The sequence below is a fragment of the Candidatus Bipolaricaulis anaerobius genome (assembly GCF_900465355.1).
In the GTDB taxonomy this organism is placed as follows: domain Bacteria; phylum Bipolaricaulota; class Bipolaricaulia; order Bipolaricaulales; family Bipolaricaulaceae; genus Bipolaricaulis; species Bipolaricaulis anaerobius.
Genome location: NZ_LS483254.1, coordinates 768,652 through 786,753 on the forward strand (window position 1 = coordinate 768,652; position 18,102 = coordinate 786,753).

Here is an 18,102-nt window from a genome sequence, read left to right on the forward strand (position 1 = left end):
TGATGCGACGAGCGTTCGCGCTGTTGGGTGTGGTCCTCGTCGGGGGGGGTATAGCCCTCGGCCAGGGCTTGCCGAACCCGTTCGATGTGGGCCTCGGGGTGCGGGCGATGGGGTTCGGCGGGGCCTCTATCGCCATCGCCGAGGGGACGGAGGCCCTCCTCACCAACCCCGCCGGCCTCGGGTGGTCGAAGGGGATCCGCGCCGACTCGAGCCTGTCGAGCGTGCTTGGGCTGTACTCGGTGACGTGGCTCGCCGGCTCGGTCCCCAACTACGGGGCAGGGCTGGGGTACCTCGGGGTCGGTGGGATCACGGACCCGGAGGGCGATCCTCTCCCGTTCTCCCACTTTGCGGCGGTGGTGGGGGCAGGGTTCGACCTATCGGGGATGCGGATCTTCCCGTTCCCCGCTGCCGGCGGCGCTGCCGTCAAGTACCACCGCGCCCAGATCGCGGACGAGACGGGGAGCGGGTTCGCCCTGGACGTGGGGTTCCTCGGGCGGATGAGCACACCGTTCGGGCGGCTCCAGTTCGGCCTCGCGCTGCGGGAGTTCGGGTTCGGGGCCACGGTGGGGGAGACGGGCGATGGGTGGTCCACCGACCTCGCGGCGGGGGTGGCGCTCGTGAACCCGATGGGGTTCCTCCTCACGGCGGACCTCACCGCGGAGTACACCGCGCTCGGCGTGGGGTGGTCGGCGATGGGGCTGTTCGAGGTCCGCGCCGGCCTGCGCCTCCAGGCGGGCGTGCAGTGGGCGCTCGGCCTCGGGGTGAACTGGGGGATGTTCGTGATCGACTACGCCCTTCTCACCCACCCAACCTTGTCGGCCTCCCACCGGTTCGGGTTCGGGGCCAAGTTCTAGAACCGAACGGCGAGGGTCACGCCGAGGAACAGGGCGTGGGTTGCGTCGCTTTCGGGCGTAAGCCCGAGGATGTGTCCGAGCTCGGCGCTGAGCCCCCACATCTCTCCCACTGGCTCCGCTCCCAGCGCCACGAGCAGGGTATCGAGCGGGAGCCCGAGGTCGGCACGGGTCGTCACGTCGAGGGCCTGATCCTTTAGCTGAACGGACGTCTCCGCGGTGAGGGCCCCCGACGCGAACGGCCACGTAACGCGGTTCGTGACCGAGATCTGCTGGTCGCGGGGCTTCCAGGAGAGGGTGAGGACATCGCGCCATCCCTCAGGCTCCCATGTCAACCGAAGGACGGCCTCCTCCTTCTCCGTGACCTCGGTCGGGTAGCGGGGGTGGGAGAGGAGGGTCCACGACCTGTCCCATTGGAGGGAGGTTCGCACTCCGCGCCAACCCGCGTGCTCCCACGCGAAGGAAAGGGCCAGGGTTTGATCCGTTCGCTCGGTTACCACCTGGAGGCCCTGCCCGACCGTGACCTTGAGGCGGAGGACGACCGGGGACTGCACGAGGTCGGCCTCGAGGCGGGCCGTCCACCGCTCCTCGGTCGGGGTCTCGCTGAGGGTCGCGAAGAGCCGCGGGGTGAGGTCCCCCCCAGGGACGGGCCACGCTGGCCACCGCGCGTCGGCCTGGATCGTGCGCTCACTGCGCCACGCGTCGGTGGTGAGGTGGTGGCGTAGGGATTCCTGCCAGCTCGCGTTCAGCGAGATCCGATCGAGGGCAGAGGCCCACTTCACCGTTGCGCGGAGCGTCTCCTCGCCCAAGGTGCCCGTGGTGCGGACGGGGCGGGTCCAGCTGAGGTCCGTGGTCCATCCCGGGGCCGGCTGAAGGGAGGCGGTGGCCCCCAGCTGGCCGGCGGCGTGGAAGGTTGGATAGCGCAGGGTGCCGCTCGTCGAGAGCCCCCACGACCACGCCTGGGTCGTGTTGGAGAGCCCGGCCCGCCAGCCCATCTCCAGCCGCTCGAACGCCGCCACGCCGCTTCCGGTGACGGTGGGCGTCACGGAGAGGGACGCGGTGGGCCCGTCGGACCAGCGCCAGTCGAGGCTCGCCGTGAGCCGGCTCTGGGGGCGGGTGGTGAGGTTCACCACGTCCCACCCCCCGCGCAGTTCGAGGGTGGTGGGCCCGGCTCCCGTGTAGCGAGCGGTGAAGCTGATCCCGTGGCCATCGGACCTCCCGGACCGGCCGATCTCCTCGTATCCGGGGAGGCGGCTCGCCAGGCGCACGTCCCACTGCCAGTCGCCGAAGGTCCGGCTGAGGTAAAGCCCCCCGGAGATCCCGTACCGGGTGTGCTCGGCGGCGGGGATGTCGCGGAATCGGGAGAGGTCGCGCCCATCGAGCTTCGTCTGGGACTGGGTGAACCGTTCGGCGCGCTCGCCCACGCGCCACAGGTCGAGCCGGAAGTCCTCCCCGGCGATCGAGGCCGCCCAGACCGCTCCCTGACCCACCCCAACCGCGGTCACGGGGCCCCCTACGGCCGGGGCGGACCCGCCCTCCTGCCACAGCCCATCCGCGGCCGCGTACCAGAGCGCCCCCTCGTAGAGGGTGAGGTCGTACACGGCCTTCCCGAGAACGACCCAGCCTGCTCCCATTCCCCCGCGCAGGATGCGGATCCCGTGGTCGGAGGCCACGTACACGTCGTCCCCCCGGGCGAGGAGGTCGTGGATCGGCCCCGGGGCCTCGGGGACGTGGGTCCAGCCCTGTTCGCTTTGGACGTACAGCCCATCGGCGGCGCCGAGGTAGAGGACGCCCGCGGCCCACAGGAGGGAGGTGGGCCTGGTGTCGTCCGCGGGAAGGGTCAGCGGTTGCCAGCGCTTGGGGCTCTCCGCATCGGCAGGGGCAAACGAGGCCAGGCCGTTGTCGGTCGCAACGTAGACGAGCCCGCCCCCGCTCGCGAGGGCGAGGACCTCCGTCCCGGGCAGACCATCGTCCTTGGTGATCCTGACCCAGCTTCGCACGCGATCGAACGGGGTCGGCTCGGTGAGCCGGACCACGGTCAGCCCCCCATCCGTGCCCACGAGGAGCTGGCCGGGGAGGGCGAGCAGGGCGGATACGGCCCGCCCGGCAAGGCCGTGGGCGGCTCCGTATCCGGTGAACGCCCCGTCCTTGTACACGGTGAGCCCGTTCTGGTGGCCGAAGATGACGTACGCGCCGTCGGGCGCTTGGGCGGCTGAGATGGCATGGACCCGGTTCGGGGAAGGGATCCGTGCGTTGTCATCGGATGGAAACACGTTCTCCGCTGCCGCGACGCTGAGGCTGTACGCCCACCCAGCGACCTCGCCGGCCAGGGCGAGGGCGGCCACGGTGTGGGTGTTGGGCATGGTGCGGGTGGTAGGAAGGGGCGTGCCGAAGTCCATCGCCCGGTACACGGCGAAGTGGAGCGCGTCCCACCCCGGCACGTTCACCGTCAGCCCGAACAGGATCCGCTCGTAGTCGGTGACCACGCCCAGCCCACCGCGCTGGCGCTCGAAGTCCACCCGGAGCTCGTCCTCCGGCCCGAGGGGGGCGAAGAGGAGGAGGATCCCCGCCTCGTAGTCGAGCGTGTAGTCCGTGTTCCGCACCAGGAGGTTCCCGTTCAGGTAAACCCGTTCCGAACCGGGGACAAGGGATAGGCCAAGCGCGAACGAGCCTCCCTCCCGCTGAAAGGCGAACGTCACGCGCAGCGCCCCGTCGGTGAAGAACCCGTCGGGGAACGAGATCCGCAGGACGCCGTCCGCGGGAAGGAGGGTCCAGGCGAACTCCGCAAGGTCGGGATCGGTGGAGGGGCGGAACTCCTCCTCCCCGGGGAGGAGGATCCAGACCTCGACCGTGTCCTCGATCACGTCCCGTTCGCCCAACGAGAGGTAGCGGCGGTACTGGGCTTCGGGGAAGGGGTAGGCGTCCTCGTCCACGAGGACGGCGAGGAACGCGCTCCATTCGTCGAGGAAGCGGGCTTCGAGTTCGCTCCCCTCGATGAGGGGATAGGTCCTCCGGTCGTTTCCGGTGAGCCCGAGCCGGGTGTTGTGGGCCTCGATCGCCTCCTGGATCCGCCGCCGGGCCAGGGCAGCCGGGGCGAGGCGGAGGGCGAGGTCGTCACCGCCGTCGCGGAGGACGAGGAATTCCCCCCCCGCAAGCGGGGTCACGAGCTCGGCCGCGAGGTCCTCCTCGAGGTAGCCGAGGCCCCAGTCGGCCAGGAACGCCCACAGGGCGGCCGAACCATCCACGCGGAGCGCGACCTCGGACAGGCCCTCCACGAACTGGATCCGGAGCGGCCAGTAGGCGAGGCCCTCCACGGAACGGAGGTACGGGGCGGGACGCCACGGCTCGTCGGGGTCGTTCACCGTGAACGTCGCCTCCCCCGTGCCGCGCTCACCATAGAACGTGCGGGACTCGGAGATCCCCTCCAGCCGGGTCACGAGCGCTCCCACCGTGACCTCGTCCCCGGCGTAGGTGCCCCGCGCCCCGAGGACGCGCTTGTTGTACACCCCGAGGCCCTCTCCCTCCGCCCCCACCACGAACCGCCCCAGTTCCCCCGTCCACGGCGTGTGGTCCACGGTGAGGAGGAAGTCCTGGAACTCCGGGCCCAACTGGTCATTGAAGCTCGCGGTGAGGGTGATGAGATCGAGGGCCGTGCCCGTGATCTCGGCGCGGAGGGACTGGGTCAGTGCCGGCTGCCCCGGGGACAGGCTTTCGTCGGCCAGGAGGCCCGCGGAACCCAGCCCGAACCGGATGGTCCACGTCTTCTCCCCGGTTACGGTCAGGTTGAAGCTCGGGGTCTGTTGGGCGATGGCGGTGCAACCGACGACGAGGAGAAGGAAGATGGCTTTTCTCATCATAACCTCACTGTGAAGGATACGCGGAACGTAAGGGGCAGGACGGGAGGGAGGACGAGCGCCCAGTCCAGGGCGAACGGCCCCCAGCCGACCGTCCCCCCCATCGCGATCCCCGCCGGGCCGTACCCAGCCCGGACGAGGAGCCAACCCACCCCGAGCTCGCCCCCGACCGCGAACGACGGGCTCCCGCCCACGTCGGACACGTCGCCGGCGAGGGTAAGGGTCATCCCCCCCACGTCCACGGGGAGGGCCATCCCCACCGCCCACTCCGCGGGCCAGGCTTCGCCGGGCACGGGGGCGTGGGACAGGACGGACCTCCCCACGGCCCCGATGTGGATTGGACCGCGCCAGAGGAGGGCGAGATCGAGCGCGCCGCCGATCCCGGCGGTGGGGGCGATCGGTCGCAGGAGGCGCGCCCGCACTCCGGCGCCGACGGGCCCCAGGCGCACGCCGGCCCCGAGGACGGCGCCCGCCGCGCGGAACGCGAGGCCAGGGCCGATCGTCCCCGCATCGAGGCCGATCCCCGCCCCCCCGAGCCCGGCTCCCGTCACGGACACGGCCCCCAGATGGGCAGCTCCGAACAGGTCTGCGTAGGTGGACAGGATCTGCACGCCCTCGACCCACGGAAGGCCCGCGGGGTTCGCAAACAGAGCATCGGGGGAGGCGAGGGCGACCCCGACCCCGGCCATGCCCGCGCGGCGGGCGCCCGCGGCGAGATCGAACAGGATGTCCCCCCCGACGAAGCCCTGGCCAACCCCGACCGATCCCAGTGCCACGAGGAGCGCGAGCAGCCAGCCCCTCATCGCTGGACCACCACCCGCACGATCTCCGACTGACTCTTATCCGTGACGAGGACGGCGAGGTAGAGACCGCTCGCCACCCGTCGGCCGTCGTGGGTGGTCAAGGGCCACCGCGCCTCCCCCGCGAGGGGGCCGACGAGCTGGGTATAGAGGAGCTTCCCCGCGAGGTCGTAGATGTGGAGGCTCGCCCAGCCCGTCCCGGTCGGACAACGGTAGCTGAAGCGTGCCTCGGAGGACACGGGGTTGGCCAGGGCGATGAGGACCGGTCTCTCCACCGGCGCGGCCCCGCCGATGAGCTGTGCGGTCCGGGCGATGTCGAGCTTTCCCGCTCCCCATGCCTGGCTCGGCGCTACGCCGACCTCGGCATCGGCCCGCGCCCCGGAGGTGAGCGCATCCTTGACCTCCGCCGCGGTGAGGTTTGGCCGCCGGGAGAAGAGGAGGGCAACCGCTCCCGCCACGTGGGGGGCGGCCATGCTCGTCCCGAGGAGCATCGTGTACTCCCCGCCCGCCAGGGTGAGCCACGGCGCCGCGGTTGCGTTCTGGGACCGGGCGGAGGCGATCCAGGCCCCCGGGGCGGTCAGGTCCGGCTTGAGGCGGCCGTCGCGGGTCGGCCCGCGCGACGAGAATGAGGCGAGCGCCCCGACCTCCCCGTCGGCCGTCTCCTCTCCCGCCACCGAGGTCCAGTGGGTCTTCGTGATGTAGGCACCCACCGTGATCACGCGCGCGGCGTTCCCCGGCTCGCAGATCGTGGAGCTCGTGTCCCCCTCCCGGAACTGGGCGGCAGCGGCGTCCTCTACCCACCCGTCCACGTGCCCGCCCCCGAGGATCGGGGTCAAGGTGACCGCCCACGTCGTCCCGGGGGTGATGTCGGTGAGGGCGACGAAGATGTAGCGCGCCAGGTTGCGCGGATCGGGGAGCGAGGTGTTGTCGAGCCAGATCCCACCGGAGGAGGTGGACACCCAACGCTGGCTCCCGGGGAGGACGGTCGCGGTCTCTCCACTCGGGGACCGGACCTCGATCGAGTAGGTTGCGGTCCCGTTGTACCAGAACTGGGCCGAGACCGTACCCTTCTCCGCCTCGAGGTGCCATGTCGTCGTGGCCCACACGTCCCCCGCGACGTGGATCCTCCGATCCCCTTCGTTCCCAGCGGCGACGACGATCGCCCGGCCGGGGCGGTCGGCGAGCTCGTCGAGCATCCGCTCAAACAGCGAGCTCCCATCGTGGGGGCCGCTGTGGCCGCCCAGGGACAGGTTGACCACCGCCGGCATCCCCAGCGCCTCCGCCGCCTCGAACACGAACCGCGCCCCGTCCACCACCGTGTCGTGGTAGAACGTCGTCTTCACGACCACGAGGTCCGCGTCGGGGGCGACCCCGCGCCGCATCGCGGCGGAGGCGGAGCCGTCCCCCGCGGCGATCCCGGCGACGTGGGTCCCGTGCCCGTGCGAATCCAAGGTGGGCGAACTGCCCCTCGCAATCGCCACCTCCAGTTCCGCGCGGGAGAACGCCCGCCCGTAGTAGGTCTCCGCGCCGGCGCCGTCGTCCCCCCACCACGAGGGGAACCCCGTGGCGCCGACACCGGTCTGGTCCCACAGCCACAGGATCCGCGACCCCTCCTCGGTCCCGTTCCCGTCGCGGTCTACGCGGAAATCGCGGTGGAGGATGTCGAGCCCCGTGTCCACGACCCCCAGGATCACGCCCCGGCCGGCCGTCGCGGGGGTGCCGTACCATAAAGCGGGGGCTCCGACCTCGGGGACGGAGAGGTCGAGCGCTGGGGAAAGGGGCCGGCTCGCCTCGATGTAGACGACTTGAGGGTGGTCAGCCAGGGCGGCGAGGTCAGCGACGGCCACCTCCCCCGTGGCGAGGGTGTTCACGACCCCGTGAGGGCGAAAGAGGGGGATCGTCCAGGCTGCGCCAGGATCCTCGGTGAGGAGGAGGACGCGCACCGCCGTCCGTTCCGCGGGCCCGGGGGCCACGGGATCCCCCCCGAGGGCGACGAGGGCGGAGAGCGTCTCCGGGGAGAGGAGGGCCGCGGGCCCGTCCCCTTGCTCGGCGTGGACGAGGAGGCGGAGGAACGGATCGAGCTTCTCCGGGCCAGCGAACGCAGCGGCGGAGAACAGGATAACGGCGAGGAGACGCAGGAGGCCGGCCACAGCTTGGCATTGTAGCCATAGCATCTGGATCGAGCCAGATTCGTTGATCCGTGGGGGGGGTGGGCTACAATGGTCATTGTATGGACCGTCGTTCGATTCAGCCGCCCCGGCCCTTGCGCAGCATCACGTTCCTCCTGGTGCTGGTGATGATCGGCCTCCTGATCAGCCAGGCCTTCTGGCCGTCCAAGCCCCGGACCGTCGAGTTCTCTTACTCGGACCTGCTCGCCCAGATCCAGAGTGGGAACGTCGCAGAGGTCGTGATCCAGGGCTCACGGATCGAGGGCGTGCTCAAGGTAGCGGAGATCCGTAATTTCGTCGTCCAGGGCCCGCCGGAGGGGTCCCCCCTCTACGCCGAGTTGGCGCAGGTGATGGAGGACCAGGGCGTGGTGTACCGGTTCCAGGCCCCCGGCGGGGCATCGTGGATCCTGCCCCTCCTCGGGTATGTGCTCATCATGGCCCTATTCGCCGTGTTCTTTGCGTACATGATGCGCCGCATGCAGGGGGGGAACCCGTTCACCTTCGGCCAGTCCCGGGCCAAGCTCGTCGCCAAGGAGTTCACGAAGGTCTCGTTCAAGGACGTGGCGGGCATCGATGAGGTCCTGGACGAGGTGCGGGAGATCGTGGACTACCTACGGGATCCGGGGCGGTTCGTGCGCCTCGGGGCGAAGATCCCCAAAGGGATCCTCCTCGTGGGGCCGCCGGGCACGGGGAAGACCCTCCTCGCCCGCGCGATCGCCGGCGAGGCCGGCGTCCCGTTTTTCTCCATCTCCGGGTCGGACTTCGTGGAGATGTTCGTCGGGGTGGGGGCAGCCCGGGTGCGGGACATGTTCCAGAAAGCGAAGGCGAGCGCCCCGTGCATCGTGTTCATCGACGAGATCGATGCCGTGGGCCGCAAGCGGGGCGCGGGCTTGGGGGGTGGGCACGACGAGCGGGAACAAACGCTGAACCAGCTCCTCTCGGAGATGGACGGGTTCGAGCGGAACGCCGGGGTGATCGTCCTCGCCGCCACGAACCGCCCCGATGTCCTCGACCTCGCCCTGCTCCGCCCCGGGCGATTCGACCGCAAGATCGCAGTTCCCACCCCTGATCTGCACGGGCGGGAGGCGATCCTCAAGGTCCATATCCGGGACAAGAAGCTCTCCCCGGACGTGGATCTCTCCGTCCTCGCCCGCCGCACGCCGGGGTTCGTGGGGGCGGACCTCGAGAACCTGTGCAACGAGGCCGCGCTCCTCGCCGCCCGGCGGAACAAGGAGCGCATCGAGCTCGAGGACTTTGAGGAAGCGCTCGACCGCGTGCTCACGGGGCTGGCACGCAAGGGGATGTACATCAAGGACGAGGAACGGCAGCGCATCGCATACCACGAGTCCGGCCATGCCCTCCTGAACAAGCTCCTCCCCCGCCTGGGGCCGGTGCACAAGGTGACGATCGTCCCCCGGGGAACGGGGGTCCTCGGGTTCTCGCAGCGCCTGCTTGAGGACAAGTACTGGACGTCCAAGGACGACCTCCTCGACATGCTCACCTGGACGTTCGGCGGGCGGGGGGCGGAGGAGATCGTGTTCGGGGAGCAGAGCACCGGTGCGGCGAACGACCTCCGCGATGCGACCGAGCTCGCGACGAAAATGGTGATCGAATACGGCATGTCGGAGGGCCTGGGCCCGATCAACCTGGGGAAGGAGCGCACGAACATCTTCCTCGGTGAGGAGATCGTACGCAGCGACGCGCACTCCGAGGAGCTCGCGGCGGCAGTGGACCGCGAGATCCGGGCGATCCTCAACCAGGCCTACCGGCGGGCGAAGGATCTCCTCGCCCGGAACCGCACCGCCCTCGATCGGATCGCTCAGGAGCTCTTGCGGCGGGAGTCGCTCGACGGCGAGGAGATGAACGCCCTCCTCGCTGACCTCACCCTTCAGCCAACGGGATGAGCCCTGTTCCGCTCCGGGTCGCCATCCTTGGGGCGACGGGCTCGATCGGGACCCAAGCCCTGGACGTGATCCGCGCTCTGCGGCGGGAGGGACGTCCGCTCGAAGTCGTCGCGGTCGCGGCCGGGCGGAGCGTGGAAGCCCTGGCCTCGACCGTCCGCGAGTTCGCGGTGCGACGGGTGGGGATCGCCGGCCCCGCCGAGGCGGACCGGTTGCGGCCGCTCGTCCCTCCGGAGACGGAGATCGTCCACGGACCTGACGGGCTGGCCCATCTCGCTTCCCTTCCCGAGGTGGACCTCGTCCTGAACGCGGTCGTGGGCGCACGGGGGCTCGGCCCGACCCTCGCCGCGCTCGCCGCCGGGAAGATCCTCGCCCTCGCCAACAAGGAATCGCTCGTGATCGGCGGCGAGCTCGTCCGGCGGGCACGGCCCAGGCGCGACGCGATCATCCCCGTGGACTCCGAGCACGCTGCCTTGTTCCAGCTCCTTAGGGGGATCGATCCTCACGAGGTGGACCGCGTCTGGATCACCGCCTCCGGCGGCCCATTCCGGGACCGGTCCCCGGCCGAGCTAGCTAGCGTGACCCCGCTGCAAGCCCTTGCCCATCCGGTGTGGCCGATGGGGAAGCGGATCAGCGTGGATTCAGCGACGCTCGCCAACAAGGCGTTCGAGGTGATCGAGGCCCACCACCTGTTCGCCCTCCCCTGGGAGAGGATCGGCGTCCTTGTCCATCCCCAGGCCCGCGTGCACGCCCTGGTCGAGGTCGTCGACGGCACGGTCCTTGCCCAGCTCGCCCCTCCCGACATGCGGATCCCCATCCGCGCCGCCCTCACCCACCCTGAGCGCTGCCCCCCTCCCCCGGCCCGGCTCTCGTTCGCGGAGCTCGACCTCTCGCTTGCGGCGCTCCCGGCGGGGCGGTATCCGACTTTCGATACTGTCCTCGCGGCGGGGAGGATGGGGGGGACGGCCCCCGCCGTGGCGAACGCGGCCGACGAGGTGTTCGTGGAGGCATTCCTGCGGGGTGAGATCCCGTTCCCAGCGATTGGGGAGGGCATTGCGATCGTGCTCGACGATCATCGCGTGAGCCCTGTCCAGGACGTGGCTGACGTCATCGCCGCTGACAACTGGGCGCGGGAGAGGGCGCGAGCGGTTGTGGCACAGCGCCGCTGCAGCGTATAAACTAGGTCACTATGATTACCAGCAAGCGTTTGGGGTACGGAGTGTGCGTGCTGTACGAGCTTGCGACCCGCAAGGAGGGCTACCACTCGGCGCGTGAAATTGCGGAAGGATACAGCGTCCCTGAGGCATTCGTTCGCAAGATCCTCCTCGATCTGCGCCGGGCGGGGTTGGTTACCGCGCAGAAAGGGCGCACGGGTGGGTACCAGCTGGCCCATGCTCCGCACGAGATCGTGCTGGGGCAGGTCATCGCCGCCCTCGAGCCGGAGCCCCCGGCCCTCGTCTACGGCCGGCAGCGCGGCGGCGGGTTCGTGACCGGGCAGGACTGTCCGGTGGACCCGTTCTGGAAGGGGATCGAGGAGGCGTTCACCCAGGCGCTCGCGGCGAGCACGCTCGCCGATGTGGTGGAGAGGTCGCGCCCCCCAGCCAAGAAGCGAACGCCTGCCGCGAAGAAGACGCCGGCCCGGGGCCGGAAGAAATCCCGTCGGTAGTCGTGCCTACGGAAGAGCAGGTTCGCGCCGTCCTCCGCGGGATAACGGATCCTGAACTCGGGCTCAACGTGGTTGATCTCGGGCTTGTGTACGGGATCGAAGTCGCGGGGAAGCGGATCCGCGTGCGGATGACCCTCACCACCTCGACCTGCCCGTTCGCTGCCACGCTCCCCGCGCAGGTGGAGGAGGCACTCCGGGCCGCGTTTGCGGGGCACGAGGTGGAGGTCGTCCTCGTGTGGGAGCCCCGCTGGACCCCGGAGAGGATGTCCGAGGACGCACGCCGCCAGTTCGGCACCCCGTGACCCGCGACCTGTGCGCCATCTGCGGGGAGAGGGTCGGGGACCGGCGCTGTCCCGGCCTCGATCGGAGCTTGTGCAGCACCTGCTGCGGGGCGCACCGCGGGAGATCGGTGCGCTGCCCGCCCGACTGTGCCTACGGCCGGGTCGCCGAGGAGCGGCTGCGGGAGCGGCGCGCGCGGGAACTCGAACGGGCGTGGGTCCTGTGGTACCGCGAGCTCGCCTCATCCGGGGAGGAGGGGATCTGGCCCCACGTGGAGCTCCTCGCGGAGGCGTTGGCGGCGCTCGTTCGCGACGGAGGGGGCACCGATGCCGAGGTCGAGGGCGCGCTGCGGCATCTCGACCGTGCCCTGTCCCCCGTGGTCCTCGTCCCCACACCGCCGCCGCCGCTGGGACGGGCCCTGGCGGAGGAGGGGCTCCTCCCCCTCGTGCAGGAGGGGAAACTCGATGGGGAGGGGCTGAGGAAGGCTGTCCAGGCCTTCGTGGCGTGGCTGGCGGCCTATCAGGCCCCGGACGAGCCCCTCAAGTTCGTGCGCGGGTTGCTCGGCCTGTTCCCGCCCCTCCCCCCGGAACCCGCGGGGCTCATCGTCCGCCCGCCAGGGACCGCGTGATCCCGAGGATCCAGGCCAGGGCAGCGTAGAGGGCGACTCCCCCGGGGACCCCCACCCCCACCGCGACCCACGGTCCATACGCGGAGAGGAACGGCCGGAGGAGGAGGAGCGCCCCGGTCATTCCCCCCACGGCGAGGGCCAGCCGCCCGATCTTCCGAATGGGGACCCATCCTGGGCAGCGTCGCCACAGGAGGAGTCCGAGGAGGAGCGCATCCACCCACCCCGCCACGCCGGTGGCGAGCGCGAGCCCGAACGTGCCCCACACCCGCACCCACCACAGGTTGAGCCCGACGTTCACGACGAGGGCGATCGCCCCCGCCAGGACGGGGAGATGGGGCCGTCCGAGGGCGAACCACGCCCGTGAGAACAGGTACACGAGGGCGTAGGCCCAGAGGCCGCTCAGGTAGCCGGCGAGGGCGGCATAGGTGCGGGCCGTATCGGCAGCGGTGAACGAGCCCCGCTCGAACAGGACGGTGAGGATCGGGCTCCCGAGGACGAGGAGGCCGGCCAGGGCGGGGAGGATGAGGGCGGCGGTGGTGAGGAACCCCCGCTCGACGGCCTGCCGGAACCCTTCGGTGTCCGACCGCGCCGCGAGGCGGGACAGCCGCGGCAGGGCGGCGGTGGTGACGGATACAGCGAGGATCCCGAGCGGGAGCTGGAAGAGGCGCATCGCGTATTGGAGGGTGGCGATCGAGCCTGGGGCGAGGTACGAGGCGAGCCGGTTGTCCACGAGCGTGTTCAGTTCCGCCACCATGAGGGCCCCGATCGCGGGGAGGAGCCGCCATGCCACCCCCCCCAACGCGGGATGGGGGGGCCAGAGCTTCCAGGGGCCGCGCCACAGGGGCCGGAGCGGGGGGAGGAGGAGGAGGAACATCCCTGCTCCCCCGATGAGCGAGCCCAGGGCGAGGCCGAGGACCGGCGGGTCCATCACCCGGGATAGGACGACCGCGCCGAGGAGCATCCCCCCGTTGAGCATGGCCGGGGCGAGCGCCGGAAGGAAGAACCGGCCGTGGGCGTTCAAGATCCCCCCCGCGAGCGCGGCAAGCGAGATGAACCCGATCAGCGGGAACATCCACCGCGCGAGCGCCACGCTCTGGGCCATCGTCTCCGGCGCGAACCCCGCCGCAAGCACGGGCACGTAGGACGGGGCGAACAGGACGCCGAGGGCGCACAGGATGGGGAGGAGGAGGAAGAGGTAGACGAACGCCGAGCGGGCGAGGGCATCGCCTTCCCCCCTCTCCCTCGCCTGGGCGTAGACGGGGAGGAATGCCGTGGCGATTCCCCCTTCCCCGAGGACCTGGCGCAGCGCCTGGGGGATGAACAGGGCGACGAGGAACGCATCGTACCCGGCGGAGGCGCCGAAGGCGTAGGCGATCGCGGCATCGCGGACCAGGCCAGCGAGCCGCGACACGATCGTCCCGCTCGCCCCGCGGAGGACGTCCCCCAGAAACGACCCCCCGCCAACGTCGGCGGGGCTCAGGGGAGGTGTTCCCTCGTCCGCGGGCGCAGCGTCCGTCCCACGAGAGTCCATGATGGTCGGAAGTTCGCCCGCGCCGGTCCCGCGGTCAAGACCTGCTGGGACTCCGGGGGGTGCCCTCGGTGGCCCGATCGGCCCGGTGACCTGCTCGTTTCCCCGGCGGGAACGGGGATCGCCGGTGCGGCGACCCCGTGCGGACCCAGGCGAGCGGCTAGGCAGCTGGCGTTACGATCAGCTTGACCGTGGCCGTGATGTCCTCGTAGAGCTGGATCTCCGCCTGGTGCTCGCCGAGCGTGTCCACGGTCTCCATCCGGATCCGCTCCGGGTCGATCTTCACCCCGAACCGGTCCGCGATCTCCGTCGCCACGTCCTGCGGGCGCACCGACGCGTACAGCTTGTCCGCATCGTGAACGCGGCGGGTGAAGAGGAGCTCCACCCCGGCGAGCTTTTCGGCCAGGGCATGGGCCTGGGTATGGCGATCGGCGAGCTCCGCTTCGTACTGGGAGCGAAGTTGCCCGAACCGGGCCAGTTCGTGAGGCGTGGGGACCACGCCGAGCTTTCGGGGCAAGAGGTAGTTGCGGGCGTAGCCGTCCTTGACCTCGACGACGTCCCCGGGGATCCCCAATCCTGCTACCTCACGGGTCAACAGCACCTTCACCTGTATCCCTCCTTGACCGGCCAATGGTAGAGGCGCAGTACCGGAAGTTCAAACGGCGCTATACTTCTTCACAGGAGCGAGGAGACGATGAGGTTCGATCTTAGCGCGCTGCGGGGGGACCCGGGACGCCCGTTCAACCTGAGCCAGGATGTGGACCTTCCAGTTGTGGAATGGCAGGGGGAAGCCCTGCGCGTCCTGGGGCCAGTGCATGTTGAGGCGACCGCGGTCTACCAGGAAGAGGGGGTCCTCCTTCGGGTGTCGGTGCGGGCCCGGGTGCGTCGCACGTGCTCCCGGTGCCTGGCGGAGCTCGTAGAGAATGTGGCGGAGGACGGGACCCTGGAGGTCAACCCGGACGAGATCGCGGGAGCCTACCTTGAACTGGGTCCGTTCATCGAGGCCGGGTTGCGGCTCGGTCTCTCCCCCAAGCCCCTCTGCACACTGGGCTGCCTGGGGATCTGTCCCGAGTGCGGAGCCGATCTCAACCGCGAGCGGCACCGCGAGGGCTGCCACGGGCAGACGAAGCGGCTCGACCCGCGGCTGGCGAAGCTGCGCGAGCTCCTCGACGAGCCCCCCTCGGAACGATGACCGGTGGCGTGACGGGACTGGGCAGCGGCGCGGCGGGAGTGCGGGTCCTCGGCGTGGATCCCGGTCTCTCGGCGACCGGGTACGCGGTGGTTGAGAGGCGTGGCCGCGCGTTCGCGGTGCTCGATGCGGGCACGATCCGCACCCAGCCGGGGACCCTCCACCCGGAGCGGCTCGGACGGATCCACGATGCGCTGGCCGCGGCCTTGGTCGCCTATGGGCCCCAGGCGGTAGCGGTGGAGGACGTGTTCCTGGCACGGAACGCACCGTCGGCGATGGCCACCGCGGAGGTGATCGGGGTGGTGAAGCTCCTCGCCCGCGGACGGGAGCTCCATTCGTTCCCTCCCCGGCAGGTCAAGAAGTGGATCTGCGGGAACGGCGCGGCGCCCAAGGAACAGATGCTGGCGATGGTGAAGGCCCTCGTGTCGAGCGACGAGACAGCGATGGAGGAGTGGTCCGACCATGCCGGGGACGCGGTGGCGATCGCCCTCTGTGCGTTCTTCGCCGGAGGCCGATGACCATCTACGAGGCGCTGGGGATCGCGGAGGTCCCGGAGCGCCTCCTCGTGGTGGACGGCCATTCTGCTCTCTACCGCTCGTTCTACGCCGTCCCCGGCCTCACGACGACGCGTGGCGAGCCGGTGGGCGCCCTGTACGGCTTCTTACGCACCCTGCTCATGGTGCTGCGGGAGTATCCATCCCGCTACGTCGCCGTCGCCCTCGACGCGGGCGGGGTCACGGTGCGCCACGAGGCGTACGCGGGCTACAAGGCGACGCGGAAGCCGACCCCGGAGCCGCTTGCCCAGCAGCTCCCCCGCGTGCCGGAGGTCCTGAAGGCCTTTGGGATCCCGTGCCTCCTCGTCCCTGGCTACGAGGCCGACGATGTGATGGCCACCCTCTCCTGGGAGGCGGAGCGAACGGGGATCCCCGTCCTCCACCTCACGGGCGACAAGGACATCGCCCAGCTCGTGTCGGACACGGTGAAGCTCCTCCGCCCCGGCCGGCGGCCCGGGGACCCGTTCACCATGCTTGACCGGGCGGAGGTTGAGGAGAAGTTCGGCGTCCCACCGGAGCGGATCCCCGACCTCCTCGCCCTGGAGGGCGACGCGTCGGACAACGTGCCGGGCGTGACGGGGATCGGGGAGAAGACGGCCCGCGAGCTCCTCCGCGAGCACGGCTCGCTCGACGCCGTGCTCGCGGGGGCGGACCGGGTACCCAACCGGCGGGTCGCCCGCGCCCTCGCCGCCGGCCGCGACGACGCGCTCCTGTCGCGGGAGCTCGTGACCCTGCGCGAGGTGCCGCTCCCCCTCGCTGTTGCCGACTGCGTGCCCCAGCCGCTCGACCCGGAGGTGCTGCGCGCCGTGCTCGAGGGCCTCGAATTCCGCACGATCCTCGCCGAGCTCGCCCTCGACCGGCCGGCGACCTCCGACGGGACGTACGAGGTCGTCACGGACGAAGGTGTGTTCGCTTCAGTCCTTGAGGCCTTGGGGGAGGCGGAGGAGTTCGCCCTCGATCTCGAGACGACGAGCACGGACCCCCTCACAGCGGAGATCGTGGGGATCTCGCTTGCCATCGGACCGGAACGGGCGTGGTATATCCCGGTCGGGCACACGTACCCTGGCGCCCCACGCCAGCTCCCTCTCGCCCACGTCCTCGCCGGGCTGCGGCCGCTTCTTAAGGGGGAGCGGCCGCGGATCATCGGGCAGAACCTGAAGTACGACCTCCAGGTCCTCGCCACCCACGGGATCGAGGCCCGTGGGGTCGCGTTCGACGCGATGATCGCCCACTGGCTCCTTCACCCCGATGCCCCGGCCCACGGCCTGGACATCATCGCCCGCTCCGAGCTTGGGATCCGGGTCCAGACCTACAAGGAGCTCCTCGCGGCCGGTGGGGAGAGGGGCATTCATGAGGTTCCCCTCGACCGCGCCGCCCGCTACGCGGGCGAGGATGCCGCGGTCGTGTGCCGGCTCCGGCCCGGGCTCACCGCCAAGCTGCGCGAGGCGGGGCTGGGGGGGCTGTTCGACGAGGTCGAGATCCCACTGATCGAGGTCCTGCGCGTGATGGAGCGGCGGGGGGTTCTCCTCGACGTGGACGCCCTCTTCGCGCAGGGGAAGGAGCTTTCCCTCCTCATCGAGCGGCTGCGGGACGAGCTCTACGCGCTTGCGGGTGGGCCGTTCAACCCCAACTCCACGCCCCAGGTGCGGGAGGTCCTCTACCGGAAGCTCAAGCTCCCCATCCTCGGGCAGCGGAAGACGGGCCCCGCGACCGATGCGTTCGTCCTCCGCGAGCTCGCCTCCTACCACGAGTTCCCGGGCAAGCTCGCCGCGTACCGGGAACTGGAGAAGCTCAGGAACACGTACATCGAGAAGCTCCCGACCTGCGTCCATCCCCGCACCGGGCGGGTCCACACCTCGTGGAACCAGACCGGGACCGCCACCGGCCGCCTCTCCTCCTCTGATCCTAACCTCCAGAGCATCCCCGCTGGGCACGAGGCGGGGGTGGATATCCGGCGCGCGTTCGTCGCCCCGCCGGGGCGGGTCTTCCTCGGCGCCGACTACTCCCAGATCGAGCTCAGGATCCTCGCCCACCTCTCCGGCGACGAGAACCTGCTTGCCGCGTTCGAGCGTGGGGAGGACCTCCACCGCCGCACCGCGGCGACCCTGTTCGACGTCCCGCCGGAGGCGGTGGACGGCCGCATGCGCGCGGTGGCAAAGAGGGTCAACTTCGGGATCATTTACGGGATCAGCCCGTACGGCCTGGCGCGCGACCTCGGGATCCCCCAGGCCGAGGCGAAGGGCCACATCGCTCGGTTCTTCCAGGCCTACCCCAAGGTTGGCCCGTTTCTGGAGGGCCTCGTCGCCGAGGCCCGCCGCACCGGGTACGCGCGGACCCTCCTTGGCCGCCGGCGGCCGCTGGGGCCGGCGGGGAACGGGTTGGCGATGGCGGGTTCGGCTGGGTCCGCAGAGCGGAACGCGATCAACACCCCGATCCAGGGTTCGGCGGCCGACCTCATCAAGCTCGCCATGCTCCGGCTCCACGCGGCGTGGCAGGTGGGGGATCTTCCCGCGGAGATGATCATCCAGATCCACGATGAGCTCGTGTTCGAAGTCGACGAGCGCGACGCCGATCGCGCCGCGGGCGTGGTGAGGGAGATCATGGAGGGCGTGGGGGACCTCCGTGTCCCGTTGCGGGTTGACGTCACAGCTGGCCGCAACTGGGGCGAGATCTAGCAGGGAGTC

14 protein-coding genes are annotated in these 18,102 nt (G+C 70.7%); 9 read left to right on the plus strand and 5 right to left on the minus strand.

Going from position 1 to position 18,102, the window contains the following annotated elements; genetic code table 11:
- Positions 1-2 precede the first annotated feature (2 nt).
- Positions 3-854, plus strand: coding sequence for a PorV/PorQ family protein (locus tag BARAN1_RS03795; RefSeq protein ID WP_157959449.1), 852 nt, complete (start codon positions 3-5; stop codon positions 852-854).
- Here BARAN1_RS03795 and BARAN1_RS03800 read toward each other — a convergent pair.
- From BARAN1_RS03800 to BARAN1_RS06785, 3 genes are read right to left on the minus strand one after another with little or no spacing between them, the layout of a single operon-like run.
- Entirely contained in the window at positions 851-4,705 is a 3,855-nt protein-coding gene (locus tag BARAN1_RS03800) for a ligand-binding sensor domain-containing protein (protein WP_122031017.1), read from the minus strand. The two genes, BARAN1_RS03795 and BARAN1_RS03800, sit on opposite strands and share 4 nt — an antisense overlap.
- Entirely contained in the window at positions 4,705-5,508 is an 804-nt protein-coding gene (locus BARAN1_RS03805) for a hypothetical protein (protein WP_122031019.1), read from the minus strand. Before BARAN1_RS03805 ends, BARAN1_RS03800 begins: the two co-directional genes overlap by 1 nt.
- Positions 5,505-7,655: a S8 family serine peptidase gene (locus tag BARAN1_RS06785; RefSeq protein ID WP_162297746.1), complete on the minus strand. Its 2,151-nt coding sequence runs from the start codon at positions 7,653-7,655 to the stop codon at positions 5,505-5,507. Before BARAN1_RS06785 ends, BARAN1_RS03805 begins: the two co-directional genes overlap by 4 nt.
- Before the next feature lie 80 nt (positions 7,656-7,735).
- Between BARAN1_RS06785 and ftsH the strand changes: the two genes are divergently transcribed.
- The 5 genes from ftsH to BARAN1_RS03835 are packed head-to-tail and all read left to right on the plus strand — an operon-like array spanning position 7,736 to position 12,147.
- Complete coding sequence (ftsH, locus tag BARAN1_RS03815; RefSeq protein ID WP_122031024.1) at positions 7,736-9,577, plus strand: ATP-dependent zinc metalloprotease FtsH; 1,842 nt, start codon at positions 7,736-7,738, stop codon at positions 9,575-9,577.
- On the plus strand, positions 9,574-10,752 hold the full coding sequence (gene dxr, locus BARAN1_RS03820; RefSeq protein WP_122031026.1) for a 1-deoxy-D-xylulose-5-phosphate reductoisomerase: 1,179 nt from the start codon (positions 9,574-9,576) through the stop codon (positions 10,750-10,752). Before ftsH ends, dxr begins: the two co-directional genes overlap by 4 nt.
- A 47-nt stretch (positions 10,753-10,799) precedes the next feature.
- On the plus strand, positions 10,800-11,240 hold the full coding sequence (locus BARAN1_RS03825; RefSeq protein ID WP_162297747.1) for an RrF2 family transcriptional regulator: 441 nt from the start codon (positions 10,800-10,802) through the stop codon (positions 11,238-11,240).
- Between the two features lie 2 nt (positions 11,241-11,242).
- Positions 11,243-11,542, plus strand: coding sequence for a metal-sulfur cluster assembly factor (locus BARAN1_RS03830; protein WP_122031031.1), 300 nt, complete (start codon positions 11,243-11,245; stop codon positions 11,540-11,542).
- A complete protein-coding gene (locus BARAN1_RS03835; RefSeq protein ID WP_122031033.1) occupies positions 11,539-12,147 on the plus strand; it encodes a hypothetical protein in 609 nt (202 codons plus the stop codon). Before BARAN1_RS03830 ends, BARAN1_RS03835 begins: the two co-directional genes overlap by 4 nt.
- Here the strand turns inward: BARAN1_RS03835 and murJ are convergent.
- Entirely contained in the window at positions 12,119-13,678 is a 1,560-nt protein-coding gene (gene murJ / locus BARAN1_RS03840) for a murein biosynthesis integral membrane protein MurJ (protein WP_122031035.1), read from the minus strand. The genes BARAN1_RS03835 and murJ overlap by 29 nt on opposite strands.
- A gap of 157 nt (positions 13,679-13,835) precedes the next feature.
- A complete protein-coding gene (gene rplI, locus BARAN1_RS03845; RefSeq protein WP_157959450.1) occupies positions 13,836-14,282 on the minus strand; it encodes a 50S ribosomal protein L9 in 447 nt (148 codons plus the stop codon).
- An 87-nt stretch (positions 14,283-14,369) separates the two neighbouring features.
- On the opposite strand from rplI, the gene BARAN1_RS03850 reads away from it, so the two are divergent.
- Genes BARAN1_RS03850 through polA form a run of 3 tightly spaced genes read left to right on the plus strand, consistent with a single transcriptional unit; the run spans position 14,370 to position 18,093 of the window.
- Positions 14,370-14,867 (plus strand): YceD family protein, encoded by a 498-nt coding sequence (locus BARAN1_RS03850; protein WP_122031041.1) that lies wholly within the window; start codon positions 14,370-14,372, stop codon positions 14,865-14,867.
- Complete coding sequence (locus BARAN1_RS03855) at positions 14,864-15,382, plus strand: crossover junction endodeoxyribonuclease RuvC (RefSeq protein ID WP_122031044.1); 519 nt, start codon at positions 14,864-14,866, stop codon at positions 15,380-15,382. The genes BARAN1_RS03850 and BARAN1_RS03855 overlap by 4 nt, the downstream gene beginning before the upstream one ends.
- Positions 15,379-18,093, plus strand: coding sequence for a DNA polymerase I (gene polA, locus BARAN1_RS03860; RefSeq protein WP_122031047.1), 2,715 nt, complete (start codon positions 15,379-15,381; stop codon positions 18,091-18,093). The genes BARAN1_RS03855 and polA overlap by 4 nt, the downstream gene beginning before the upstream one ends.
- Positions 18,094-18,102 lie beyond the last annotated feature (9 nt).

Bases quoted from the DNA above. Each gene is read 5' to 3' on its own strand.
- murJ (WP_122031035.1), bottom strand. From the start codon at position 13,678: ATGGACTCTCGTGGGACGGACGCTGCGCCCGCGGACGAGGGAACACCT.
- BARAN1_RS03855 (WP_122031044.1), top strand. From the start codon at position 14,864: ATGACCGGTGGCGTGACGGGACTGGGCAGCGGCGCGGCGGGAGTGCGG.
- BARAN1_RS03795 (WP_157959449.1), top strand. From the start codon at position 3: ATGCGACGAGCGTTCGCGCTGTTGGGTGTGGTCCTCGTCGGGGGGGGT.
- polA (WP_122031047.1), top strand. From the start codon at position 15,379: ATGACCATCTACGAGGCGCTGGGGATCGCGGAGGTCCCGGAGCGCCTC.
- BARAN1_RS03850 (WP_122031041.1), top strand. From the start codon at position 14,370: ATGAGGTTCGATCTTAGCGCGCTGCGGGGGGACCCGGGACGCCCGTTC.
- dxr (WP_122031026.1), top strand. From the start codon at position 9,574: ATGAGCCCTGTTCCGCTCCGGGTCGCCATCCTTGGGGCGACGGGCTCG.
- BARAN1_RS03800 (WP_122031017.1), bottom strand. From the start codon at position 4,705: ATGAGAAAAGCCATCTTCCTTCTCCTCGTCGTCGGTTGCACCGCCATC.
- BARAN1_RS03805 (WP_122031019.1), bottom strand. From the start codon at position 5,508: ATGAGGGGCTGGCTGCTCGCGCTCCTCGTGGCACTGGGATCGGTCGGG.
- ftsH (WP_122031024.1), top strand. From the start codon at position 7,736: ATGGACCGTCGTTCGATTCAGCCGCCCCGGCCCTTGCGCAGCATCACG.